The following is a 23,027-nucleotide window of genomic DNA, read 5'->3' as shown; positions in this document are numbered from 1 at the left end:
AGAACTGTCGTCACGCGCCGCACCGACCCGGGATTCACGGCGTCATGAGCCCGGCCTCGTACGCGGCGATCACGAGTTGCGCCCGGTCCCGCGCGTCCAGCTTCATGAGCAGCCTGCTGACATGCGACTTCGCGGTCGCGATCGACAGATGCAGGTGCTCGGCGACCTCCGCGTTGGAGAGCCCGCGGCCGACGAGCCGCAGGACCTCGCGTTCCCGCTCGGTCACGCCCTCCAGGTTCCGATGCGCGGTGACGACGGGTCTCCGGGTGAACTCCTCGATCAGCCGCCGCGTCACGCTCGGCGCCAGCAGCGCCTCTCCGGCGGCGATCACCCGGATCGCGTGCAGCAGATCCGCCGGCGGAGTGTCCTTCAGGAGGAATCCGCTGGCCCCCGCCCGCAGGGCCCCGTAGACGTACCGGTCCAGGTCGAAGGTCGTGAGCATCAGAATCCTGACCGGGACGGGATCGGGACCCGCGAGAACGCGCCGGGTCGCCTCGATCCCGTCCAGCTCCGGCATCTGGATGTCCATGAGCGCCACGTCCGGGCGTACCCGGCGGATGACCTCCACCGCCTCCGTTCCGGTCCCGGCCTCCCCCACCACCGACAGGTCCGCGGCGGTCTCCACCAGCACCCGGAAGCCCGCACGTACCAGCGCCTGATCGTCGGCGACGACCACCCTGGTCATCGGGCGTCCGTCGGGATGCGCACGGCGACGCGGAAACCCCGCAGGGGCAACGGGCCCGCGCTGAAGTCACCGCCGTAGAGGGCGACCCGCTCGCGCACGCCTACCAGGCCGTGGCCGCCGGCGAAGCCGATCGGATCGTCGGCGCCGCCGTATCCATCGGCTCCGAGGCCGTCGTCCGTCACCTCGATCTCCAGGTCTCCTTCGCCGTACGTGACGAGCACGCGACCGTGGTCGGTCTCCGCATGCCTGACCACGTTCGTCAGGGCCTCCTGGACGATGCGGTACGCGGCCAGGTCGACGCCGGGCGGCAGCGCGCGGGCGACCCCGCGGACCTGAAGGCTCACCCGCACCCCCGCGTTCGTCGTCTGCTCGGCGAGCGCGGGCAGGTCGGCGACGCCTCGTACGGGCGGCAGGACCTCCCGGCCGTCTCCGGGCGTCTCATCGCGGAGCACGCCGAGCAGCCCGCGCATCTCCTGGAGCACGGCACGACTCGTCGTCTCGATCGCGGCGAGCGCCTTGGCGGCCTCCTCCGGCCGGGTGGCGATCACGTAGTGCCCGACTCCGGCCTGCACCGCGATGACGCTCATGCTGTGCGCCACGGCGTCGTGGAGTTCGCGCGCGATGCGCAGTCGCTCCTCGCTGATCGCACGCCGGGCCTGCTCGACCTTGACCTGAGCCTGACGCTCGGCCTGTTCGCGCAGTCCCTGGGAGTAGGCGCGGGCCTGGCGCGTCGCGACGCCCACCGTCCACGCCGCGAGCTGGACGACTCCGGTTCCCACGACCTCGCCTGTCATGTCCCACGGGTGATCCGACGACAGAACGGCCGGAGACGCGAAGCAGGCGCCCAGGACGATCGCGACCTCCACGACCGCCAGCGCGACGATCGCCACTCGTGGTGGCCTGGCCACCGCGACCATGTACATCACCAGCGCGAGAGCGACCATCGGGTCCTTGGTGAAGCCGAAGAACGCCGACACCAGACTCGCGGCCAGCGCGACGACCAGGGCGAACAGGGGCCGCCACCGCCGGATCACCACCGTCGCGGCGATGCCCAGGGCCAGGCCCCCGCCGGCCGCGGCCGGCATCCCCAGGTGCGGCCGGGGCACCTGGGCGCTCGAGAACAGCGCAGCCGCGAGCAGAAGCGCGACGAGCGCGTCGATGGCGACCCAGTGCGCGAAGGTGAGCCGGCGGTGGAGCGGAGGCCGTAGGTCCACGTGCCGACGGTAACGCCTCGACGGCCTCCCGGTCGTCCGTCTCCAGGCGGAGCCGTGGGCACCCGTCCCGAGGCGGAGCCGCTCCCGCTGCCGCCGCCCCCGGGCGAGGAAGCGAAAGGGCTCCACCGCCTGACGCGGCCGGACGACCGCCTGCCGCACCGTGGAGGCCACCACGAACTCAGGGGAAGGCATGATCAGAATCTCGAACCTCACCAAGCGGTACGGCGGGACGACCGCCGTCGACGGGCTCACCGTCGAGGTGCTGCCGGGCCGGGTCACCGGATTCCTCGGGCCGAACGGCGCCGGCAAGTCGACGACGCTCCGGCTGATCCTCGGCCTCGACACGCCGACGAGCGGCTCGGCCACCATCGACGGGCGGCCCTTCCGCGGGCTCCGCCGCCCGCTGCTCCGGGTCGGGGCCCTCCTGGACGCCGGCGCGGTCCCGGCCGGGCGCAGCGCGGACCGGCACCTCACCGCGCTCGCCCGCAGCAACGGCATCCCGGTGCGCCGGGTGGCCGACGTCCTCGACGAGGTCGGGTTGACCGCCGTGGCACGAAAACGCGTGGGCGGGTTCTCACTCGGGATGAGACAACGGCTCGGCATCGCGGCCGCGCTCCTCGGCGACCCGGACGTCCTCATCTTCGACGAGCCGGTGAACGGACTCGACCCGGAGGGCATCCACTGGGTCCGTTCGTTCTTCAGGCGGCTCGCCGGCGAGGGCCGTACGGTGCTCGTCTCCAGTCACCTCATGAGCGAGATGGAGCACACCGCCGACCAGCTCATCGTCATCGGCCGGGGACGGCTGATCGCCGACATGAGTGTCACGGAGTTCGTCGAGCGCGGGGCCCGCCGGCACGTCGCGGTACGGACCCCCGACGGCGGCGCGTTCGCCCGTCTCCTCACCGGAGAAGGGGCCTCCGTGGCCGATGGCGGCGACGGGGTGCTGGAGGTCGCCGGGCTCACCGCCGCGCGGATCGGCGACCTGGCACTCGCGCACCGCATCGCGGTGCACGAACTCACCCCGCGGAACGCCACGCTCGAGGAGGCGTTCATGGAGATCACCGCCGACAGCGTCGACCATCACGCCGAGCCGGAGGAGACCACACGATGACGACCATCGACCTTCCGGCCGGCGAGGGCACCCGCGCGGGCCGCGCCCGCGACCTCATCGGCTCCGAATGGACCAAGTTGTGGTCCGTGCGGTCCACCTACTGGGTGCTGCTGTGCGCCGCCGTCACCGCGATCGGCATCGGTGCCGTCGTCGCCGACGCCGACGTCGGCGATTGGCCGAGGATGTCACCGGCGCAGCGCGCGGCATTCGACCCGCTGTCCGATCCGTATATCGGGTTCATGATCGCTCAATTGATCTTCGGTACCCTCGGCGTCCTCTCGATAACCGGCGAGTACTCCAGCGGCCTGATCCGTACGACGTTCGCCGCCGTACCCGCCCGGCGCGCGGTGCTGGCGGCGAAGGCCGCCGTGGTCACGGCGGTGACCGTTCCGGTCGGGGCGGCCATCGCGGCGGCGACGTTCGCCACCGGCCAGGCCGTGCTGTCCCGGCGGCACGTCGGCCTGTCGATCGGTGACCCGGGAGCGCTGCGCTCGATCGGCGCGGCGACGTTCTATCTCCTGGCGGTCGCTCTGGTGGGACTCGGCCTCGGAGTCCTTCTCCGGCACGCCGCGGCCGCGATCGGGGCCCTGGTCACCCTGCTCTTCCTCGCACCGCAACTGATCCACGGAACCGCCCGATGGGTGGTCGACATCGCCGACGCGCTGCCGGGCGACGCGATCCGGCGTCTGGTGTCACTGCACGCGCAGCACGGTGCGCTCTCGGTCCCCCAGGAGTTCGTCGTCATCTCCGTCTACCCGGTCGTGCTGATCGGCGCGGCGATGCTCGTCATCCATCGCCGCGACGCCTGAGATCCGTCATGGCCGCCCGGCGCGCCGCGCCCCACGCCCATGGTCCCGGCGCGCCCCACGCCCATGGCCGCCGGGCGCGCCGCAACGCCGCCCACCTCCGTGGTCGCCTGACGCCGACGACGGCCGGCCGTGCGTCAGGCGGTCACGCCGCGTACTGCCGCAGGAAGGCGGACTCCTCTTCGTCGAACCGGCGGGTCCGGCCCTGCTTCAGGTCGTAGCCGACCATCACCGAGGTCGCCCGCGCGTAGACGTGCTCGTCGTCGCACACCTCGTACGCCAGGCGAAAGGACGCCGCGCGGATCTCCGTCACCCGCGTCTCCACCCGCACCGGCTCGGGCCGCAGCAGCAGGGGCCGCTTGTAGTCGATCTCATGGCGGGCCACCACCAGGCCGTGCAGGGGCCGCCGACGCCCCTCGCGGTCCGGGTCGGTGTAGAACATCGCCACCCGGGCGTCCTCCAGGTACGTCAGGTACCGGCAGTTGTTCACGTGACCCAGCGAGTCGATGTCGCCGAACCGCACGTGGAACTCGTGCACGTGCTTGCGCGGCACGCGGACGTCGCCGGGGTCGAGGGCAGGCTGAGTCATCACTGGTCCATCTCGTGTCATCGGTCGCGCGGTCGGCGTCCAGTCTCCCGGTTCCCATCCCGCCGGACCGCACCCGGGTGCACTCATCGGCTTCGGACGACCGAGGACCGGCGCGGCACGTCGCCCGGTCTTTGGCCGAGAGTGGCACGTCGCCCGATCTTTGAGCCGAGAGTGACACGTCGCCGCGCCCTGAGCCGGGAAAGAAACGGGCCGCGGGACCCGGAGGTCTCGCGGCCCGTCCTCGCCGATGTCTCAGCGGGTCAGCTTGCGGTGGGTGACGCGGTGCGGGCGGGCGGCCTCGGCGCCGAGCCGCTCGATCTTGTTCTTCTCGTAGTCGGCGAAGTTGCCCTCGAACCAGAACCAGTTCGAGCCCTCTTCCCACGCCAGGATGTGCGTGGCGATGCGGTCGAGGAACCACCGGTCGTGCGACGTGATCACGGCGCAGCCGGGGAACTCCAGCAGGGCGTTCTCCAGCGAGCCGAGCGTCTCGACGTCCAGGTCGTTGGTGGGCTCGTCCAGCAGCAGGACGTTGCCGCCCTGCTTGAGGGTGAGCGCGAGGTTGAGGCGGTTGCGCTCACCACCGGAGAGCACGCCGGACGGCTTCTGCTGATCCGGGCCCTTGAAGCCGAACGCCGCGACGTACGCCCGGCTGGGCATCTCGACCTGGCCGACCTTGATGTGGTCGAGCCCGTCGGAGACGACCTGCCAGACGTTCTTCTGCGGGTCGATGCCGCCCCGGCTCTGGTCGACGTAGGAGATCTTGACGGTGTCGCCGACCTTCAGGCTGCCCTCGTCCGGCTTCTCGTCCGCGGTCACGCCGTCGGGCGCGCCCGCGCCGGCCGCATTCACGATCATGCGGAACAGCGTGGTCTTACCGACGCCGTTCGGGCCGATGACGCCGACGATGCCGTTCGGCGGCAGGTTGAAGGACAGGTCCTCCATCAGGAGACGGTCGCCGAACCCCTTCGTCAGGTGCTCCGCGACGATCACCGTGGTGCCCAGGCGCGGGCCCGGCGGGATCTGGATCTCCTCGAAGTCGAGCCTGCGGGTCTTGGCCGCCTCGGCCGCCATCTCCTCGTACCGCTGGAGACGGGCCTTGCTCTTGGTCTGGCGGGCCTTCGGGTTCGAGCGGACCCACTCCAGCTCCTGCTCCAGGCGCTTCTTGCGCTTGGCGTCCTTCTGACCCTCGACCTTGAGGCGCTCGGCCTTCTTCTCCAGGTAGGTGGAGTAGTTGCCCTCGTAGCCGACCAGCCGGCCGCGGTCGACCTCGCAGATCCAGCCGGCGACCCTGTCGAGGAAGTAGCGGTCGTGGGTGACCGCCAGCACGGTGCCGGCGTACTTCTCGAGGTACTGCTCCAGCCACTGCACGCTCTCGGCGTCGAGGTGGTTGGTGGGCTCGTCGAGCAGCAGGAGGTCCGGCGCCTCCAGCAGCAGCTTGCACAGGGCCACGCGGCGCCGCTCACCACCGGACAGCTTGGTGACGTCCGCGTCGGCCGGCGGGCACCGCAGCGCGTCCATCGCCTGCTCGAGCTGGCTGTCGAGATCCCAGGCATTGCGGTGGTCCAGCTGCTCCTGGAGCTTGCCCATCTCCTCGAGCAGCTCGTCGGAGTAGTCGGTCGCCATCTGCTCGGCGATCTCGTTGAACCGGTCGAGCATCGCCTTGGTCTCGGCGACGCCCTCCTCGACGTTGCCGAGGACGGTCTTCTCCTCGTTCAGCGGCGGCTCCTGCTGCAGGATGCCGACGGTGAACCCGGGCATCAGCCGGGCCTCGCCGTTGGAGGGCTGCTCGAGGCCGGCCATCATCCGCAGCAGCGTGGACTTACCGGCGCCGTTGGGGCCGACGACACCGATCTTGGCTCCGGGGAGGAAGCTCAGGGTGACGTCGTCCAGGACCACCTTGTCGCCGTGCGCCTTGCGCACGCGCTGCATCGTGTAGATGTACTCCGGCATGGTGTCAAGACTAGAGCCTCCGAGGGGATGGCCTTGCCGTGATTCGGCGCGGCTCGCCCGGCTTCTTCGTCGCCGGGAGGCAGATCCGGTTGCGGCCGGACTCCTTGGCGCGATATAGCGCCAGATCCGCGGAGGCGAGCAGCTCGATCAGGTCGTGTCCGTGGGTGCGGAACAGGGCCACGCCGATCGAGATCGTCACCGTGATCGTGGCGTCGTCGGCGGGGACGCACATCCGGCCGACCCGGCTGCGGAGCCGCTCGGCCACCCGGCAGGCCTCCAGCATGTCGGCGTTCGGCAGCAGCACCGCGAACTCCTCACCGCCGAACCGGCCCACCACGTCGTACTCCCGCAGCTGCTGAACCAGGGTGCCGGCCACTCCGGCCAGCACCTGATCACCGGTCAGGTGCCCGTACGCGTCGTTGACCCGCTTGAAATGGTCGATGTCGATCAGGAGCAGGGCGAGAGACTCGTCGGTGCGCACCGCGCGGGTGATCTCGGTGTCGGCCTCCAGCTGCCAGGTGGCGGCGTTGAGCAGGCCGGTCTTGGAATCGAGCCGGGCGGCCGCCCGCAACTGGGTGTGCATCAGGCTGCGCTGCAGCAGCATCACGGGAGGCAACGCGATCACGAGCAGCAGCGGGGTCAGCGCACAGGAGATGGTGATCAGAATCCCCACGCAGACCTCGACGAGATCGAGGAGGAGGACCTCGCGGTTGGCCAGCAGCTTCCGCCAGGAGCACTCGCCCTTCGCCATCCGCGCGGCCACCATGACGATCGCCGTGTTGACCACGGTGAAGAGCACGGCGCAAAGGACCACCATCGGGATCATGGCGTCCAGGTTCGACAGCCAGGAGGCGGCGTCCCGGAGCGGGTGCGGAACGACCGCGTGGAACGTCGCCGAGGCGGCGACCCCGGCCAGGCCGTTCGCCGAGGTGACGATCAACCGCCGGTGCAGCAGCGTGCGGCGCACCCGCAACTGCAACAGGACCTGCAGGGGCACGGGCATCAGCAGCGCGTAGATCGGCGGCAGCAGCAGGGCCGCGGGCAGCCACCACGCCGACAGCAGGTCGCGCGCGACACCGGCCGGCATGCCCAGCCGCCGTGACGCCTCGATGCTGATCGCGCCGCAGGCCAGCAGCGCGACGAACACGAGCATCGCCTGCGGCCGCCAGGTCGTGTGCGTGACCGCGAGCCCGATCAGGACGGCGTGCAGCGTGACGACCACGAAGACGTACGGGGCGAGCAGAGGCGGCTGCTCCAGCAACGGCCATCGCCGCGGGGCGGCGGCGACGTCACCGGATCCGTCGCCGGAGGTGTGCAGTGCCGTCATTCATCCCCCTACGGGTCAGACCGTGACCGCCCGTCCGGGCGGCCGCCGCGACGCAGGACGGCGGCTCATGCTCGCTCTTGATCGAATCACGTTCAGTAATAGGATAGTTGCAATGTGTGCGGAGTGGGCAAGAAATTCGGTACCTTCTTAGGACGGCCCGCTGGCCGGCCGCGGCCGCCCGGGCGGGCGCCGCGTCGGCGCCCATCTGACGTGCTCGCGAGCGCCGGCTCCCACGCCGGTGGACGCGCCATCCCGGAAGGAAGGCACAGTGCGCGGCATCTCCTGGATCTGACGACGATCCACCATCCCTTCCCCCACCCACGCGGCCACGCCACGAGGGTGTGTCCGCTTGCGGCCACCTCGCCACCGACCGGCAAGGGCGTCCGGGCCGCTCCTCCATGTGGCCACCCGCCTCAGCCGAGAGCGGTGACGTGCGACGAAAGCGGTGACCGGTGACCCGCGGCAGAGACCGGTGCGAAGAGACCGGAGGCGGGGCGCCGGGGGCCCCGCCTCCGGTGGGTCTTCAGGGGCTACCGTCTCGGGGCCGGCCGGGCGCTCGCGCGCACCCAGGAGACGCCGGAGGGGCGCATCAGGCGACCGCCCGGATCTCGGTCGGCTCGGCGGCCTCGTCGGCGTCGCCGGACCCCTCGGCGACCTGGGTGGTGAACTCCTCGGCACCGTCCGCGCCGGCCGCGAGCCAGCGGTCGGCGAGGTCGTCGGCCTGCCGGCGGTCCTCCGAGAGGTTGATCGAGGAGCGCTGCGAACGCTGCAGGCGGGCGACGCCACGGCTGAGGTCGTGGCCGACCGTGGTCGCCTCGATCTGGGCGGAGAAGCGCATCTGCCCGTCCTTGGCGTACTCCCGGATGCGGAGGCGGCCCGTGACGATGACCGGGTCGCCCCGCTTGAGGTCGCTCTCCTGGAGGTTGGTGGCGAGGGAGCGCCAGCAGGTCACGGTCAGGAACATCGGATCCTCGTCGCGCCACTGGCCGAGGTCGCGGTCGAAACGGCGCGGGGTGCTGCCGATGCGGAGGGACATCAGGGAGGTGCCGCTGGACAGGACCTCGAAGTGGGGCTCGGCGGCCACGAAACCGATGACGGTGATCAGCGCGTCGTTCACGAAGGCTCCTCGGGTGCGTGCGCGGCGGCCCTGCGCCGCCGCCGTCACCCCCACCGTCGAGCATGCGGAACCCCGCCCACCAGCCCCTTCCGTGATCTGTGGATAACTCACCGTGCTCAGAGCCGGCACGGAAGAGACCGCGGAGCCGATCCGGCGTCCGTCCCGCGTGTTCCACCCCGGCTCTTACGGCGGCTCTCAGGGCGCGACGTCGCGGATGGCGTGCCCGGCCTCGTCGCGGAACCGCGCGTACACGGCCAGTTCCTGCTCGACGGGCGCGATGACGAGCTCGCGCGCCGCCGCCGCGACGCCCTCGCGCATCTGCTGCTCCATCCGGTCGCTGTGCTTCACCGACGTCAGCGCGATCATGTTGCGCGCGGTCAGGGCGGTGAGCAGGCCGAGTCCGAGGACGCAGACCAGCACCAGCGCGACGTACGGCGCGAGCCCGCCCTCGCCGAGCAGTCGGACCGGCGCGTGGCCGAGCTTGAGCCCGGCGAAGGCGGCGATGGCGACGAGCCAGACGACGCTGAGAGCGGCGACGACCAGCAGGAGGTACTGCCAGATCCGCACCGCCCACCACGAACCGGGGACCTGGTTGAAGGACGGCACGACGGTGCGCAGGGAGGCGCCGAGCGTCTCGGGAAGCGCGTCGGCGTTGGAGCGACCGGCCTCACGGACCGAGCGCCGCCAGGTGGGCGGCAGGTCACGGACGACGTCCTCGGTGACGTCCTGCAGGGCGTTGTCGACGTGGGCCTGCTGGGCGTTGACGGGCGTCGTGAACGCGGCGCGCAGTTCGTCGCGGAGCTCGACGAGGCGCATCCGGCGCAGCGGGTCGCTGCGGAGCCGGGCGGCGAGACGGGTGAGCGGCCAGCCGACGTAGTCGAGCGCGCGTAGCTGGTACGCGCTCTCCATCGCCTCGGCCACGGCGGGGATCCCGGCGGCGTCCACCAGGGCCTCGACGAGCGCCGCCGCCCGTTTGTCGTCGATGGTGGAGGGCGGCTCGACCGCGCCGAAGGCGCCCTCGAACCGCTGGATGAGCCGGTCCATGTCGGCGATGAGCCGCTGGGTGCGGGCCCGGCGGGCGGCCACGGTGTCCGCGATGACGTCGCGGAAGTCCTCGACGCCGGCCCCCGACTTGGCCGACGTGGTCAGGATGCGCGGGTTGCGCAGCCCTTCGGCCTCCAGCAGCCGCCGCAGGTCCTTGACGCACTCGTCGATCTCCTCGGGCGCGAGGCGGTCGATCTGGTTGAGCACGATCAGGCTGACGCCGTCATGGCCGGCCAGCGGCTCCAGGTAGCGCCGGTGCACGGCGAAGTCGGCGTACTTCTGCGGGTCGAGCACCCAGATGAGCAGGTCGGCGACGCCGACGTACCGGTCGACCTCCGCGACCTGCTCGGACCGGATCGAGTCGTGGTCGGGCAGGTCGAGCAGGATCAGGCCCTGCAGCGATCCGGCGCGCTCCTCGCCGTTCGTCTGGTCGAGCGCGCTGGCCCGGGCGTACCGGTGACGCTTGTCGATCTCCAGCCAGTCCAGCAGCGGGCCGGCGCCGTCGAGGCCCCAGACGCAGGCGTGCGCCGACGAGGTCATCGGGCGGCGCAGTCCCGTCGGGGACAGTTCGAGGCCGCAGACGGCGTTGAACAGCGACGACTTGCCGCTTCCGGTGCCGCCGGCCAGCGCGACGATCGTGTGGTCGCCGGACAGGCGCAGCCGGTCGCCGGCCCGGCCGAGGAGCGCGGCGGCGTCATCCATGAGCTCCTGGTCGACGCGGCCCTCGCCGAGCTCGACGAGCCGGTCGAGAGTGGCGAGGCGGCGGGTCAGCCCTGACACGTCGGACGGCGCCGCCGCCGGGTCCGGCACCGGGCCCTGCCCCGGCGCGGCCGTCCGCTGCGGCGGGGTCTCCTCGGACGTGCCGGAGACGCCGGGGGTGGTCGTCGTCATCGGTCGCGATCCTCCTCGGTCACCGGGCGACCTCGAGGTTGTAAGTGGCCTGGTAGAGCTGGACGGGGGTGGTCTCGTCGGGCACCCCGGCGCCGTCGAGCACCTGCCCGAACCGGATGGCCTCCTCGTCGAACAGCATGCCGATACGGCCGCGCAGGTCCGCCCGCGCCTTGGCGCTCATGCTGCGCAGCGACTCGGCGCCGAACAGCGCCTTGAGCAGCCGCTGCGGCACGGCGCTGGTGCCGCCCTCGACCGCGATGTCGCTGGTGCCGAAGCCGAACAGGCCGACCATCAGCACCAGTGCCAGCGCCTCGTCATCATAGGAGACGAACTTGGCCACCGAACGTTTCGTGACCCCTTCGGTACGGATCAGGTCGGCGATGTGGTCCTGCCAGGCGCTGACGGCGCGGGTGACCCGCCGGGGCAGCTCCACGGAGGCGCGGTTGAGGGTCTCGTCGCGCCCTTCCAGCAGCATGGCGCCGGCCGGGCGGCCCCGCCAGCGGCTCACGACCTCCTCGGCGGAGCGCTCCGCGCCGGCCACGATGAGGGACTCCAGGGCGCTGCGCAGCGCGGCCTTGAGGGCGCGGACCCGCGCGGGGGCGCGCTTGCGGCGGCTGCTGCGGTGGCCCGTCTGGCCGCGGCCCGCATGCAGGGCGCGCTCGAGGTCGCCGGTGCCGGCGAAGTCCTGCCAGCGGGCGAGGACCTCGCCGCGCAGCAGGGAGCCGTTGCGGGTGGCCTCGTCGAGCTCGGCGAGGCCGGTGGCGTAGGCGCCCTCGACGTCCTCGCGGAGCAGCGTGCGCAGCGCGACCTGCTCCTCGACCTTCGCGGCCAGCTCGGGGACGCGGGTGCGGAAGGTGTCGAGCACGCCACCCAGAGTAGACCTGATGACCTCGGCGCGGCCATCCTCGTCCTCACTGATGCCGCTCAGCCACACCTGCACCTCGTCGGCCGCCTCGGACGGCAGCATCCCGCCCGAGACCGTGGTCTCGTGGATCACGAACTGCGCGGCCTGCTCCAGGCCGTTGTCCTTGAGCATCTCGGTGAAGTGGCCGACGACCTCCTCGCCGCCCTCGGGCACGCGGGACAGGACGACGCCGAGGGTGGCGCCGTGGTCGCGGGCGCGGTGCAGCAGGCGCCAGACGAGGGCGTCGGCGTAGCGGGCGGCGGTGGTCACGCAGATCCACACGTCGGCCGCGGCCAGGAACTGCGCCGCGAACTCGTGGTGGTCCTCGAACACCGAGTCGACGTCCGGGCTGTCGAGCAGGGCCAGGCCCTTGGGCAGCACGTCGCTCTTCATGATGACCAGCTGGTCGCCGACCACGGCGTCCGGCGCGGGGCCGGGGACCCGCCCGAAGCCGGGCAGGACGTAGCGCTCGTCGAGCCACCAGTCGGCGTCGTCGGGGTGGCAGACCAGGATCGGGCTGCTCGTCGTGGGCCGCAGGACGCCGGTCGCGCTGACCCGCTCGCCGACGAGCGTGTTGACCAGCGTGGACTTGCCCGCGCCGGTCGACCCGCTGAGCACCACCAGCAGCGGGGCGTCCTTGCGGCGCACCCGGGGCAGGAGGTAGTCGTCGAGCTGGTTCAGCAGGTCCTGCTGGATGGCGCGCGCCTCGTCGACGCCCGGGGCGTCGAGCACGAACCGGAAGGAGGCGATCTGGTCCCGTAGATCGGCCAGGGCCTCGTCGAGGGGAAGGGGTGTCGCCGCGCGTTTGATCGCGCTCTGGTCAGCCGGGGGTGTCACGGAGTCCGCCCCATATCCGCGTTCAGCATGTCGATCTGTCGCGCCACCTGCACGACGTCGCCCACGACGACGATCGCCGGAGGCCGCACGCCGGTGGCCGTCATGTCGTCCACAACCGTCGCGAGCGTCGCCGTGAGGGCGCGCTGGGACTGCAGCGTACCGTTCTGGACGACGGCGACGGGAGTGTCAGGCGATCGACCATAGCGCATCAGCGTGTCGGCGATGACGCTCATGCGCTCCACCGCCATCAGCAGGATGAGCGTGCCCTGAGCGCGGCCGAGCCCCTCCCAGTCGACGGTCGAGGCGGGGTCTCCGGGGGCGACGTGCGCGGACACGACGTGGAACTCCTGCGACACGCCCCGGTGTGTGACGGGCACGCCGACCGCGCCGGGCACGGCGATCGCGCTGGTGATGCCGGGAACGACGGTGACCGGGATCCCCTCCTGCAGGCAGTGCAGGACCTCCTCGCCTCCCCGGCCGAAGACGAACGGGTCGCCGCCCTTCAGGCGCACGACGAAGCGTCCCGCCTTGGCGTGCTCGACGAGCAGCGCGTTGATGCGTTCCTGTGTGACCGAGCGGCCGTACGGGATCTTGGACGCGTCGATGATCTCGACGTCGGCCGGCAGCTCGTCGAGGAGCTCGCGAGGGGCCAGCCGGTCCGTGACGACGACGTCCGCCTGGGCCAGCAGCTGCCGGCCGCGTACGGTGATGAGCCCCGGATCGCCGGGGCCGCCGCCGACGAGCGCCACGCCCACGGGCCGCCGCCGCGAGTGCCGCGCCTCGATCGTGCCGTCGCGCAGCCCGGCGACGATGACGTCGCGCAGCCCGGCCGCGTGGCGCGGGTCGCCGCCGGCGAGCACGCCGACGGTCGTCTCGCCCACCCGGCCGCTCGCCGGGGTCCAGGCCGGGGACAGCTCCGCGTCGTCGGCGCGCACGCACCAGGTGCCCTGGCCCTCCGCCTCCGCGGCGACCGCGGCGTTGACCTCGCCGTCGTCGGTTGCGGCCTGCACCAGCCAGGCGCCGGCGCAGTCGCCCGGCCGGTACGGCCGGCGTTCCCAGGTGATCTCGCCGCGCGCGGCCAGATCGTCCAGCATCGGCGTGGCCTCGGGCGCGATCAGCAGCACGTCGGCACCGGCGGCCAGCAGGGTCGGAACGCGGCGCTGGGCGACGCGCCCGCCACCGATCACGACGACGCGGCGGCCGTCGAAGCGCAGACCGAGAAGGTAGGGCGGCAAGGAAGATCTCCTGGTGAGAACGTGGACGGTCTGGTCCGGCACCAAAGGTACCCGCGCCCGTCAGGCGCGCCCCTGCGCGGCGGCGCCCTCATCGGCCCCGCCGGCCGGGTCCGCGGCGGCGACGCCCGCGGCGTCCTTGTCCGCGACGCCCGCCGAGTCGAACGTGGCGACCTCGTGCAGCACCCGCACGGCGCCGGCCACGAGGGGCAGAGCGAGGAGGGCGCCGGTCCCCTCCCCCAGGCGGAGCTCCAGGTCGACGAGCGGGCGCAGCTCCAGGGACGCGAGGGCGGCGGCGTGACCCGGTTCGGCGGAACGGTGCCCGGCGACGCAGAAGTCGCGGGCGGCCGGGGCGAGCGCGACGGCCACGAGCGCGGCGGCGCCGGCGATCACGCCGTCGAGCACGACGGGGACGCGGTGGGCCGCGGCGCCGAGGACGAACCCGGCGATCGCCGCGTGCTCCAGCCCGCCGACCTGCGCGAGGACCGCCAGCGGACCGGCCGGACCCGCTGCGCCGTCCGGTGCGGACGATTCGGTACGGGCGCGGGCGAGGGCGGCCCGGACGACCTCGACCTTCCGCGCGTGCGTGGCGTCGTCGATGCCCGTGCCGTATCCGGTGACGTCCTCGGCCGCGCGGCCGGTGAAGGCGGCGATGAGGGCTGCCGAGGCGGTCGTGTTGGCGATGCCCATGTCCCCGGTCAGCAGGCAGCGGTGGCCCTGCTCGACGAGGCCGCGGGCGACCTCGATGCCGACCTCGACGGCGCGCCGGGCCTCGTCGGCGGTCATCGCGGGCCCCTGGGTCATGTCGGCGGTGCCGTTCGCGACCTTCCGGGCGAGCAGGCCGGGCGCCTCGGGCAGCTCTCCCTTGACGCCCACGTCGACGACGGTGACCTCGGCCCCGACCTGCCGGGCGAAGGCGTTGACGACGGCGCCGCCCGCGAGGAAGTTGTGCACCATCTGGCCGGTCACCTCCTGCGGCCAGGGGGTGACGCCCTGGGCGTGCACGCCGTGGTCCGCGGCGAACACCGCGACGGCGGCGGGCGCGGGCAGCGGGGGCGGGCACACGCCGGCGACCCCGGCGAGGCGGATCCCCAGCTCCTCCAGCGTGCCGAGCGAGCCGCGCGGCTTGGTCAACCGGTCGTGCCGCTCGCGGGCCGCCCGCATGGCCGCCTCGTCCAGCGGCCGGATCGCGGCGATCGTCTCGGCGATGAGCTCCATCTGCTTCTCCCAGGGGGTCAGGTCAGCACCGTCTTGAGCGCGCCGGTGAAGGCGTCGTTGGTGGACGCGTCGCGGACCGCGACGCGCAGCCAGTCGGGTCCCAGGCCGGGGAACGTGTCGCCGCGCCGTACCGCGTAGCCGCGGTCGCGCAGCGCCGCGCGTACGGCCAGGCCGCCCGGCGGCCCGGGGACCCGCACGCAGAGGAACGAGGCCCGCGCGCCCGGGACGACGTGCGGGCCCAGGGCGCGGATCGCCTCCGCCAGCCGGTCGCGCTCGACCGCCAGGTCACGGGCCCACGCGTCGGCCTCGGCGAGGGCGCGGGGGCTCGTGCAGGCCTCGGCCGCGACGAGGGCGGGCGTGGACACCGACCACAGCGGCTGCGCCTCGGCCAGGCGGGCGATCAGAGACGGCTCGGCGAGGACGTAGCCGACGCGCAGCCCCGCCAGGCCCCAGGTCTTGGTGAGGCTGCGGATGACGACCAGCCCCGGGACGTCCGTACGGGAGGCGAGGCTCTCGGTCTCGCCGGGGACGCAGTCCATGAACGCCTCGTCCACCACGAGCGTCCGGCCCGGCCGGGCCAGCGCGGCGATGACCGCCGCCGGGTGCAACACGGACGTCGGGTTGGTCGGGTTGCCGAGCATCACCAGGTCGGCGTCGTCGGGCACCGGACCCTGCTCCCGCGCCGTGGTGCCACCGGAGACCGCGCGCAGGCGGAAGTCACCGGTCAGGATCGCCCGGTCGGGGACGTGGCCCGCGGCACGCAGCGCGGCCTCCGGCTCGGTGAACTGCGGATGCACGACGACCGGGCGCCGGGGCGTGAGGACGCGGGCGAGCAGGACGAACGCCTCCGCCGCGCCCGCGGTCAGCAGCACCTCCTCCGGAGAGCGGCCGTGCCGACGGGCCACCACCGCGCGGGCGCGGGCGGCGTCGGGGTAGGCCGCGAGCCCGGCCACGCTGTCGCGCAGCAGCGCGGCGAGCCAGGCGGGCGGCGTTCCCGGGCGCACGTTGACGGCGAGGTCCACCAGGCCGGGCCCGACCTCCGTGTCGCCGTGGTGGCGCAGGTCGATGTCAGCGGGCACGGGCGTCGCCCGGATGGACGTGGACGTGCCCGTGCCCGTGCCCGTGGCCGTGTCCGTGCGCGGGGTCGTCGGGATGGTGGTGCGGGAGCTGCGGCGCGCCGACGCGGTCCTCGAAGCCCGGCATCGCGATGCGGTACACGCAGGTGTCGCAGTTCATCCGGATGTCGCCGGCCAGGGCCTCCTCGTAGCGTTCGAGGACCAGGTCGGCGAGCCCGTCGCAGTCGCCGATCACGTCGGCGCACCGGACCTCGACGTCCTCGTACGCGCGGGCCTGGGCCGCCACGCGGTCCGGCAGCACGCCCGGGAACAGGAAGTACGGCAGCACGACGACGCGGCGCGCGCCGAGTCGGCGGCAGCGTTCGAGTCCCTCGGGCACACTGGGCCGGGCCAGCGACACGAACGCCGGCTCGACCATGCCCAGGCCCCGGCCCTCCCACAGCAGCCGGGCGACCTTGTGGACCTCGGCGTTGGCGTCCGGGTCGGTCGAGCCCCGGCCGACGAGCAGCACGGCGGTGTCGGCCCGCTCGTCCGGCTCCAGGACCGCGGACAGGCGCTCGTCGAGCAGGTCCAGCAGCCGGGGATGCGGGCCGAGGGGACGGCCGTAGACGTAGGAGAGCCCGGGGCGGCGGGCGCGTTCGCGGGCGAGCGCGCCGGGGATGTCGCCCTTGCCGTGCCCGGCGGCGACCAGCACCATCGGCACGGCGGCGAAGTGCCGGTGCCCCGCGTCGTACAGCTCGGCGACGGCGTCGGTCAGCGGCGGGGGCGACAGCTCGATGAACCCGCCGGACACGTCGACCGGCAGCCGGCCCCGCAACCGCTCGACGAACCGGCCGAACTCCTCGGCTCCGCTCGTGTCGCGTGTTCCGTGCCCGACCAGCAGCAGCGGCGTCATTCGTTTCCTTCTTCTTCCGGGCCCTCGTAGTACAGGAGGGCGTTGAGGGCGGCGGCGGCCACGGCGGAGCCGCCCTTCTCGGAGACGTTGCTGACGGCGGGCAGCCCGCTCTCGCGCAGCGCCTCCTTGGACTCGGCGGCGCCGACGAAGCCGACCGGCAGCCCGATCACGAGCGCCGGGTCGACGTCGCGGGCGATGATCTCCTCCAGGGCGGTCGGCGCGCAGCCGACGACCCAGATCGCGCCCCGGCCGACCTCGGCGTACGACAGGCGGATCGCCGCGGCCGAGCGGGTGATGCCCGCGGCCCGCGCCATGCGGGCGGCCGCCGGGTCGCCGACCGAGCAGATCGTCTCCCGCCCGGTGATGCCGGCGGCGACCATGGCGACGTCGGTGACGATGGGCGCGCCGGCCCGCAGGGCGCGCAGCCCGCGCCGCAGGTGGGCCTCGTCGGTGACGAGGTCGACGGCGTACTCCAGGTCGGCGCTGGCGTGGATGACGCGCTCGGCGACGGCCCGCCACAGGGGCGGCATCGGGCTGAGGTCGACGCGCGACCGCAGGATCTCGTACGACCGTTCCTCGATGGGGTGGATGGTCCTGGTCTTCATTCGGTGCTCCCGTACCGCTGCTCGAATCGGCCCGCTCTCCAGAGGACGGCCGCGGCGAGCCAGGAGATGACGAACACGGCGACGATTCCGTAGCCGAGGTACTCGAAGTGGTCGGCGAGGGCGGCGTAGGAGCCGAGGACGGCCGCGCCGGCGTACTTGGCGAGCAGGTCGGCGAGGTAGACGCTGCCGATGAAGCCGGCGATCAGCACCGTCATCGCGGTGGTCGCCATGTTGTAGTAGAGCTTGCGCGCGGGGCTGCGGAACGCCCAGGAGTACGCGCGGGTCATCAGCAGGCTGTCGCAGGTGTCCAGCGCGCTCATCCCGGCGGCGAACAGCAGCGGCAGGGTCAGCGTCGCCAGCAGCGGCAGCGCGCCCTGGCCGGCGCTCTGCGCGGCCAGTCCGAGGAGGGTGACCTCCGAGGCGGTCTCCAGGCCCAGGCCGAACAGCAGGCCGACCGGGTACATGTGCCACGACGACCTGATCAGCGCGCGGGCCCGGCCGCCGAGCATGCGGTTCATCAGGCCGCGGTTGAGGAGCTGGATCTCCAGCTCGCGCTCGTCGAGTTCGCCGCGGGTCATCCGCCGCCACAGCCCGGCGACGCCGCGCAGCACCATGGCGTTCAGGGCCGCGACGAGCAGCAGGAAGGCCATCGCGACGACGACCGAGACGGCGCCGCCGACCTCGCGGAAGGAGTCGATCTGCGCGGTGGTCGCCGCGCCCGCCGCGAGCGCGATCACCGTGGAGAGCACGAGCACGACCGTCGAGTGGCCCATCGCGAAGAAGAAGCCGACGCCGACGGACCGCCGGCCGCGCTGCAGCATCAGCCGGGTCGTGTCGTCGATCGCGGCGATGTGGTCGGCGTCGAACGCGTGCCGCATGCCGAGGACGTACGCGGTCACGCCCGCGGCGGTGAAGGATCCGGCCGCGGCGAGGTTGCGGGAGTAGTAGAAGTACAGCGACCAGCCGGTGATGTGCAGCAGCGCGATGATGCCCAGGATCCCGGACAGGCGCGCGCGTTCGGCGCGCGTCCAGGTTCCTGCCGTCAGGGGTACGGGGGGTGTCGTCACGGGGCCTCCTTCGACGGGCCGCCGACCCGGCCGGGGCGCCGGGTCACGGGAACGTCCTCGATGGCGTCGACCGGGCAGATCTCGGCGCATTCGCCGCATCCGGTGCACCGGTCGGGCAGGACCCGCAGCGGGTCGCCGCCGCGGCCGGCCCACCCGGCGTGCGGGCGGATGGCGTGTTCGGGACAGGTGAGCAGGCAGGCTCCGCAGCCCTGGCAGCGCGCGGTGACGCGCACCGTCAGGGCCGCGCCGCGCCCCGGCGGCTCGCTCACGCCCATCGGTACCCGCGGGGGGTGACGAACCGGCCGGCGACGGCGCGGCTGCGGCTGGAGCCGACGAGGACGACGGTGAACATGTCGATCCGCGCCGGATCGAAGTCGGCGAGGGTCGTCAGCGTCACCGTCTGGTCGGGACGGGTGGCGTTGCGGACGTACCCGACCGGGGTCTCCGGCGGGCGGTGCTCGGCGAGGATCGCCAGGGCCTTCGGCAGCTGCCGGTCACGGGCCCGGCTGCGCGGGTTGTAGAGGCAGACGGTGAAGTCGCCCTCGGCGGCGGCGGTGACGCGGCGTTCGATGACCTCCCAGGGGGTGTGCAGGTCGGACAGGGAGATGTAGGCGTGGTCGTGGCCGAGCGGCGCGCCGAGCAGGTTCGAGGCGGCCACGGCGGCGGTGATGCCGGGGACGCCCTCGACGTCGATGTCCTCATCGGCGAACTCCAGCGCCGGGCTGGCCATGGCGTAGACCCCGGCGTCGCCGGAGCCGACGAGCGCGACGGCGCGCCCGGCCGACGCCTCGGCGACGGCGGTACGGGCGCGCTCCTCCTCCTTGCCGAGGCCCGAGGCGAGGACGCGCGTGCCGGGGCGGATCAGGTCGCGGACCTGGTCGAGGTACTGGTCGAGGCCGACGACGACGGACGCCCGCTGCAGCGCGGCGACCGCCCGCGGCGTGAGCAGGTCGCGCGCACCGGGCCCGAGGCCGATGATCGAGAGCCGTCCGCGCGGCGCGAGCCGGGCGACGGCGGCCGTGGCGTTCGCGGACTTGCGCTTCTCGGCGACGAGTTCGGCGGCCCGGCCGTGCGCCCGCGCGCCGTGCAGCGCGGCCGCCTCGGCGACGCTGGGCGTGCCGACCTCGGCGCGGACCACCTCGGAGGGGTTGGGGACGGCGACGGCGGCCAGGGTCTCGGCCGGGTAGGTGACGACCTCCCAGCCGCGTGCGGCGGCCGCCTGGAGGATGCCCTCCTCGTCGGCCTTGAGGTCGACGGTCGCCAGGCACCGTACGGAGGAGGGATCGACCCCGGCGGCGGCCAGCGTCTCGTCGACGAGCGCGCCGACCTCCTCGGCGGACACGCCGCGCGCCGAGCCGACCCCGACGACCAGGGACTTGGGCCGGTAGACGAGCGCGCCGCCGAACCATCCCTCGTGGCACATGCAGTCCAGCTCGGCGTGGTCGGTGACGAGGATGCGGTGCGCGGCGTCCTCGGCGCCGGGCGAGACGTTCGGCGGCAGCGGGGGCAGCGGCCACCCGTCGGCGCCCTCGACGCGCACCGGCTCGCCGGACAGCACGGCCGCGCCGACGTGGGCGAGCAGGTCCGGGTTGTGGACGGTGAAGCCGAGGTCGGCGCCGTAGGAGTCGAGCGGCGTGACGTTGCCGCGGTCGCTGGCGGTCGTCACGACCGGCGTGCAGCCGAGCACGCCCGTCAGCCGGTGGGCGAGCAGGTTCCCGCCATGGTGACCGCCGAGGACGGCGACCGCGAAGGCCATCGACTCGTCCACGCAGACGACGGCGGGGTCGGTGGTCTTGTGGCCGAGCAGCGGCGCCAGCACCCGTACGGTCGCGCCGACGGCGAGGAAGCTGACGATGGCGTCGCAGGTCCGCCACGCCTCGCGGAGCGCGTCGGCGGCCTTGTCCGCCGTGAGCACGCGGACCTCGTCCGGCCACCCCGCGCGCAGCGTCTCGGCCGCCGTACGGCCGCTCGCGGTCGCCGCGACGACGCCGATCCGCACGCCGGTCCCCGTGCCCATCGCTCCCGTCGCCTCCGTCCCCACGCCCGTACGCCCTGTCGTCTCCGTCTCCGCGCCCGTACGTCCCGGCGCCTCCGATCCCGCGGCGGTCCGTCCCGTCGTCTCCGTCACCGTGACCTCCCCGTCAGCACGAACACCGGATTCTGCGCCTCCAGCCGGAACGACCCGCCGGGCAGGTCGGCGAACCGCGACGCCGCCACCTGCACGCCCTCGACCGAGTAGCCCGCGTCGGCCAGCAGCCGCCGCGCGCCCGCGGCCCGGTCGACCGCCGCGAACGTCGCGACCACCGTCTCCGGGCGGCGCGCGAGGGCCCCGCCGAGCGCGTCGAGGCCGCCGCCGCCGACGAACACCGCGTCGGGGTCGGGCAGCGCGTCGTACGCCTCGGGCGCGGCGCCCTCGACCACGCGCACGCCGTGGGAGCGGGCGTTGCGGCGGATCAGCGCGCAGGCCGCCGGGTCGCGCTCGACGGCGATGACGGCCGCGTGGTGCTCGGCGCACTCGATCCCGACCGAGCCGCTGCCCGCGCCGACGTCCCAGATCAGCCGGCCGAGCGTCGGCCGCAGGCGGGACAGCGCGACCGCGCGCACCTCCCACTTGGTGATCATTCCGGCGCGGTGGTCGTACGCGTCGTCCGCGCGCGCCCAGCCGTCCGGCGGCGCGGCGGGCTGGTCGTGCACGCGGGCCCCGCCGGCGAGCCGGTCCTCGTCGAGGGCGACCACGACGTTCGGGTCCGCCCAGTCGCGGGCGGCGGCCTCGGCCCGCGTGCACCGGACGACCCGCTCATCGGGGCCGCCGAGGCGCTCGGCCACCCAGAGCGTGCGGTCCCAGCCGGCGAGCCCGGCGGCGATGACGTCCGGGCCGCAGGACGGCGCGGTGAGGACGGCGACCTTCGGCAGCGCCCGGCAGGCGTTCACGGCCGTGCGCGGGTCACGGCCGTGCGCGCTCACGACGACCGCGTCGTCCCAGGGCAGGCCGATCCGCGCGAACGCGGTCGCCACCGAGGACACGGCGGGCAGGACCTCCGGGGCGTGGCCGCGCCCGCGCAGCGCCCGCAGGATGCCGAAGAAGGCCGGGTCGCCGCTGGCCAGCACGACGACGTCGCCGTCCGCCGCGTCGACCTGGTCGAGCGCCGCCGTCACGTCGCCGAGCACGATCCGGCGCGCGTGCTCCGGCGGGCGCGCGGCCTCCAGGTGCCGGCGGGCGCCGACGAGCAGGGAGGCGGCCCGGATCCGGTCCACCGCCTTGGGGGACGGCGGAGAGCCGTCGCAGCCCACCACCGTGATCATCGGGCCAGCCGCCCGTACATCGCGATCATCCGCTTGCCGGTGAAGTCGACGAGGACGACCTGCGCCGCGACGCCGCTCGCCCCGGGCACCTGGGCCGCCTGGTCCTCGGCGAAGCGCTCCAGCACCCCGGCGACGCGGCGGCACAGCTCGCGACCGGCGCGGCCGAGCAGGCCGGCCTCCTCCCACAGCTCGTACGCGTGGCGGGCGGTGTTCGCCTCCGCGACCCGCGCGGCCAGGTCCGCCGGGCCGCCGGCGTCGGTGGTGATCTCGCCGAGCAGCGCGGTGTCGACCTTGGAGCGCGTGTAGTGCGTCATCAGGACGCCGGACGCGAGCTTGGTCAGCTTGCCGGCCATTCCGACGAACACGACCTGCGTGACGCCGTGCTCCACCGCCCGGCGCAGCGCGGCGCCGGTGAAGTCGCCGACCTCGACGAAGCACACGTCCGGCAGCTTGGGCAGCATCGCCATCGCGCCCTGCTCGGTACGGCCGCCGGTGCACAGGACCAGCGTCCGCTGGCCCTGTGCGGCGAGCACCGAGACGGCCTGCTCGACGCTGGCGCGCCACGACGCGGTCGAGAACGGCCGCACGATCCCCGTCGTGCCCAGGATCGAGATGCCGCCCAGGATGCCGAGCCGCCGGTTCGTGGTCTTGCGCGCCATCTTCTCGCCCTCGGGCACCGAGATGACGACGCGGACGCCGCGGGCGGTCAGGTCCACCGACTCCCCCACCGCCTGCTCGATCATCCGCCGGGGCACCGGGTTGATCGCCGGCCCGCCGACCTCCAGGCCGAGACCGGGCTTGGTGACCACGCCGACGCCGACGCCGCCGTCCAGCTCGATGCCCGGCTCGTCCCGCCAGGAGACGGTGGCGGTCAGGTGGGCGCCGTGCGTGACGTCCGGGTCGTCCCCGGCGTCCTTGACGACGACGGCCTCGGCCCTGCCCTCGCCGGGCACGCAGGAGTCGACCGCGAACGTCACCCGACGGCCCGACGGCAGCGCCACCTCGACGACCTCCGGCGCGGCGCCCGTGACCAGCGCCTCCGTCGCGGCCTTGGCCGCCGCGGAGGCGCAGGTGCCGGTCGTCCAGCCGGTGCGCAGCGCCGTGCCGCGGGCCTTCATGGTCCGCGGCATGTCGGGTTCGTAGGGTGTCGTCATCG

20 protein-coding genes are annotated in these 23,027 nt (G+C 73.6%); 2 read left to right on the top strand and 18 right to left on the bottom strand.

Features of this window, described 5'->3' with window-relative positions:
• Positions 1-34: 34 nt before the first annotated feature.
• Positions 35-685 carry a response regulator gene (locus tag NDW01_RS37855; protein WP_252829220.1) on the bottom strand — a complete coding sequence of 217 codons (651 nt, stop codon included), beginning with the start codon at positions 683-685 and terminating at the stop codon, positions 35-37.
• Positions 682-1,899, bottom strand: a complete 1,218-nt coding sequence (locus tag NDW01_RS37850) for a sensor histidine kinase (RefSeq protein ID WP_252829219.1) — start codon at positions 1,897-1,899, stop codon at positions 682-684. The genes NDW01_RS37855 and NDW01_RS37850 overlap by 4 nt, the downstream gene beginning before the upstream one ends.
• Positions 1,900-2,089: 190 nt before the next feature.
• Here NDW01_RS37850 and NDW01_RS37845 point away from each other — a divergent pair, with 190 nt between their 5' ends.
• Both NDW01_RS37845 and NDW01_RS37840 read left to right on the top strand, forming a co-directional pair.
• On the top strand, positions 2,090-3,010 hold the full coding sequence (locus NDW01_RS37845) for an ABC transporter ATP-binding protein (protein ID WP_252829218.1): 921 nt from the start codon (positions 2,090-2,092) through the stop codon (positions 3,008-3,010).
• Positions 3,007-3,819, top strand: a complete 813-nt coding sequence (locus tag NDW01_RS37840) for a hypothetical protein (RefSeq protein WP_252829217.1) — start codon at positions 3,007-3,009, stop codon at positions 3,817-3,819. The genes NDW01_RS37845 and NDW01_RS37840 overlap by 4 nt, the downstream gene beginning before the upstream one ends.
• Before the next feature lie 142 nt (positions 3,820-3,961).
• Here NDW01_RS37840 and NDW01_RS37835 read toward each other — a convergent pair whose 3' ends face one another.
• The 16 genes from NDW01_RS37835 to NDW01_RS37760 all read right to left on the bottom strand — a co-directional run bounded on the left by NDW01_RS37835 (position 3,962) and on the right by NDW01_RS37760 (position 23,025).
• The gene (locus NDW01_RS37835) at positions 3,962-4,405 is read right to left on the bottom strand and encodes an acyl-CoA thioesterase (RefSeq protein ID WP_252829216.1); all 444 of its coding nucleotides are present in this window, start codon (positions 4,403-4,405) and stop codon (positions 3,962-3,964) included.
• A 252-nt stretch (positions 4,406-4,657) separates the two neighbouring features.
• A complete protein-coding gene (gene ettA / locus NDW01_RS37830; RefSeq protein ID WP_252829215.1) occupies positions 4,658-6,355 on the bottom strand; it encodes an energy-dependent translational throttle protein EttA in 1,698 nt (565 codons plus the stop codon).
• 10 nt (positions 6,356-6,365) lie between these two features.
• Complete coding sequence (locus NDW01_RS37825; RefSeq protein ID WP_252829214.1) at positions 6,366-7,682, bottom strand: sensor domain-containing diguanylate cyclase; 1,317 nt, start codon at positions 7,680-7,682, stop codon at positions 6,366-6,368.
• Between the two features lie 589 nt (positions 7,683-8,271).
• A complete protein-coding gene (locus NDW01_RS37820) occupies positions 8,272-8,799 on the bottom strand; it encodes a single-stranded DNA-binding protein (protein WP_252829213.1) in 528 nt (175 codons plus the stop codon).
• A 195-nt stretch (positions 8,800-8,994) separates the two neighbouring features.
• Complete coding sequence (locus tag NDW01_RS37815; protein WP_252829212.1) at positions 8,995-10,734, bottom strand: P-loop NTPase family protein; 1,740 nt, start codon at positions 10,732-10,734, stop codon at positions 8,995-8,997.
• Positions 10,735-10,753: 19 nt separating this feature from the next.
• Positions 10,754-12,475, bottom strand: coding sequence for a P-loop NTPase family protein (locus tag NDW01_RS37810; protein WP_252829211.1), 1,722 nt, complete (start codon positions 12,473-12,475; stop codon positions 10,754-10,756).
• Complete coding sequence (gene cobA, locus NDW01_RS37805; protein ID WP_252829210.1) at positions 12,472-13,710, bottom strand: uroporphyrinogen-III C-methyltransferase; 1,239 nt, start codon at positions 13,708-13,710, stop codon at positions 12,472-12,474. The genes NDW01_RS37810 and cobA overlap by 4 nt, the downstream gene beginning before the upstream one ends.
• A gap of 60 nt (positions 13,711-13,770) precedes the next feature.
• Positions 13,771-14,925 (bottom strand): nicotinate-nucleotide--dimethylbenzimidazole phosphoribosyltransferase, encoded by a 1,155-nt coding sequence (cobT, locus tag NDW01_RS37800; protein WP_252829209.1) that lies wholly within the window; start codon positions 14,923-14,925, stop codon positions 13,771-13,773.
• A gap of 17 nt (positions 14,926-14,942) precedes the next feature.
• Complete coding sequence (gene cobC, locus NDW01_RS37795) at positions 14,943-16,004, bottom strand: Rv2231c family pyridoxal phosphate-dependent protein CobC (RefSeq protein ID WP_252829208.1); 1,062 nt, start codon at positions 16,002-16,004, stop codon at positions 14,943-14,945.
• The gene (locus tag NDW01_RS37790; RefSeq protein ID WP_252829207.1) at positions 15,994-16,896 is read right to left on the bottom strand and encodes a sirohydrochlorin chelatase; all 903 of its coding nucleotides are present in this window, start codon (positions 16,894-16,896) and stop codon (positions 15,994-15,996) included. Before NDW01_RS37790 ends, cobC begins: the two co-directional genes overlap by 11 nt.
• Positions 16,893-17,501: a precorrin-8X methylmutase gene (locus NDW01_RS37785; RefSeq protein WP_252829206.1), complete on the bottom strand. Its 609-nt coding sequence runs from the start codon at positions 17,499-17,501 to the stop codon at positions 16,893-16,895. The genes NDW01_RS37790 and NDW01_RS37785 overlap by 4 nt, the downstream gene beginning before the upstream one ends.
• Entirely contained in the window at positions 17,498-18,568 is a 1,071-nt protein-coding gene (locus tag NDW01_RS37780) for a HoxN/HupN/NixA family nickel/cobalt transporter (RefSeq protein WP_252829205.1), read from the bottom strand. Before NDW01_RS37780 ends, NDW01_RS37785 begins: the two co-directional genes overlap by 4 nt.
• Positions 18,565-18,837: an indolepyruvate ferredoxin oxidoreductase subunit alpha gene (locus NDW01_RS37775; RefSeq protein WP_252829204.1), complete on the bottom strand. Its 273-nt coding sequence runs from the start codon at positions 18,835-18,837 to the stop codon at positions 18,565-18,567. Before NDW01_RS37775 ends, NDW01_RS37780 begins: the two co-directional genes overlap by 4 nt.
• Positions 18,834-20,696: a precorrin-3B C(17)-methyltransferase gene (cobJ, locus tag NDW01_RS37770; protein WP_252829203.1), complete on the bottom strand. Its 1,863-nt coding sequence runs from the start codon at positions 20,694-20,696 to the stop codon at positions 18,834-18,836. Before cobJ ends, NDW01_RS37775 begins: the two co-directional genes overlap by 4 nt.
• Positions 20,693-21,871: a precorrin-6y C5,15-methyltransferase (decarboxylating) subunit CbiE gene (gene cbiE, locus NDW01_RS37765; RefSeq protein WP_252829202.1), complete on the bottom strand. Its 1,179-nt coding sequence runs from the start codon at positions 21,869-21,871 to the stop codon at positions 20,693-20,695. The genes cobJ and cbiE overlap by 4 nt, the downstream gene beginning before the upstream one ends.
• Positions 21,868-23,025, bottom strand: coding sequence for a cobalt-precorrin-5B (C(1))-methyltransferase (locus NDW01_RS37760; protein ID WP_252829201.1), 1,158 nt, complete (start codon positions 23,023-23,025; stop codon positions 21,868-21,870). Before NDW01_RS37760 ends, cbiE begins: the two co-directional genes overlap by 4 nt.
• Between the last annotated feature and the right edge of the window lie 2 nt (positions 23,026-23,027).

This window comes from Actinoallomurus soli (genome assembly GCF_024055715.1).
Lineage (GTDB): Bacteria > Actinomycetota > Actinomycetes > Streptosporangiales > Streptosporangiaceae > Actinoallomurus > Actinoallomurus soli.
Note: the sequence above shows the minus strand (reverse complement) of the source record. Positions and strands in the feature narration are given on the sequence as shown.

Excerpts from the sequence above, each read along its gene's own strand:
- NDW01_RS37855 (WP_252829220.1), bottom strand. The coding sequence starts at position 685 with ATGACCAGGGTGGTCGTCGCCGACGATCAGGCGCTGGTACGTGCGGGC.
- NDW01_RS37835 (WP_252829216.1), bottom strand. The coding sequence starts at position 4,405 with ATGACTCAGCCTGCCCTCGACCCCGGCGACGTCCGCGTGCCGCGCAAG.
- NDW01_RS37785 (WP_252829206.1), bottom strand. The coding sequence starts at position 17,501 with ATGAAGACCAGGACCATCCACCCCATCGAGGAACGGTCGTACGAGATC.
- cbiE (WP_252829202.1), bottom strand. The coding sequence starts at position 21,871 with ATGATCACGGTGGTGGGCTGCGACGGCTCTCCGCCGTCCCCCAAGGCG.
- NDW01_RS37815 (WP_252829212.1), bottom strand. The coding sequence starts at position 10,734 with ATGACGACGACCACCCCCGGCGTCTCCGGCACGTCCGAGGAGACCCCG.
- NDW01_RS37845 (WP_252829218.1), top strand. The coding sequence starts at position 2,090 with ATGATCAGAATCTCGAACCTCACCAAGCGGTACGGCGGGACGACCGCC.
- NDW01_RS37790 (WP_252829207.1), bottom strand. The coding sequence starts at position 16,896 with ATGACGCCGCTGCTGCTGGTCGGGCACGGAACACGCGACACGAGCGGA.
- NDW01_RS37825 (WP_252829214.1), bottom strand. The coding sequence starts at position 7,682 with ATGACGGCACTGCACACCTCCGGCGACGGATCCGGTGACGTCGCCGCC.
- ettA (WP_252829215.1), bottom strand. The coding sequence starts at position 6,355 with ATGCCGGAGTACATCTACACGATGCAGCGCGTGCGCAAGGCGCACGGC.
- cobT (WP_252829209.1), bottom strand. The coding sequence starts at position 14,925 with ATGGAGCTCATCGCCGAGACGATCGCCGCGATCCGGCCGCTGGACGAG.
- NDW01_RS37760 (WP_252829201.1), bottom strand. The coding sequence starts at position 23,025 with ATGACGACACCCTACGAACCCGACATGCCGCGGACCATGAAGGCCCGC.
- NDW01_RS37840 (WP_252829217.1), top strand. The coding sequence starts at position 3,007 with ATGACGACCATCGACCTTCCGGCCGGCGAGGGCACCCGCGCGGGCCGC.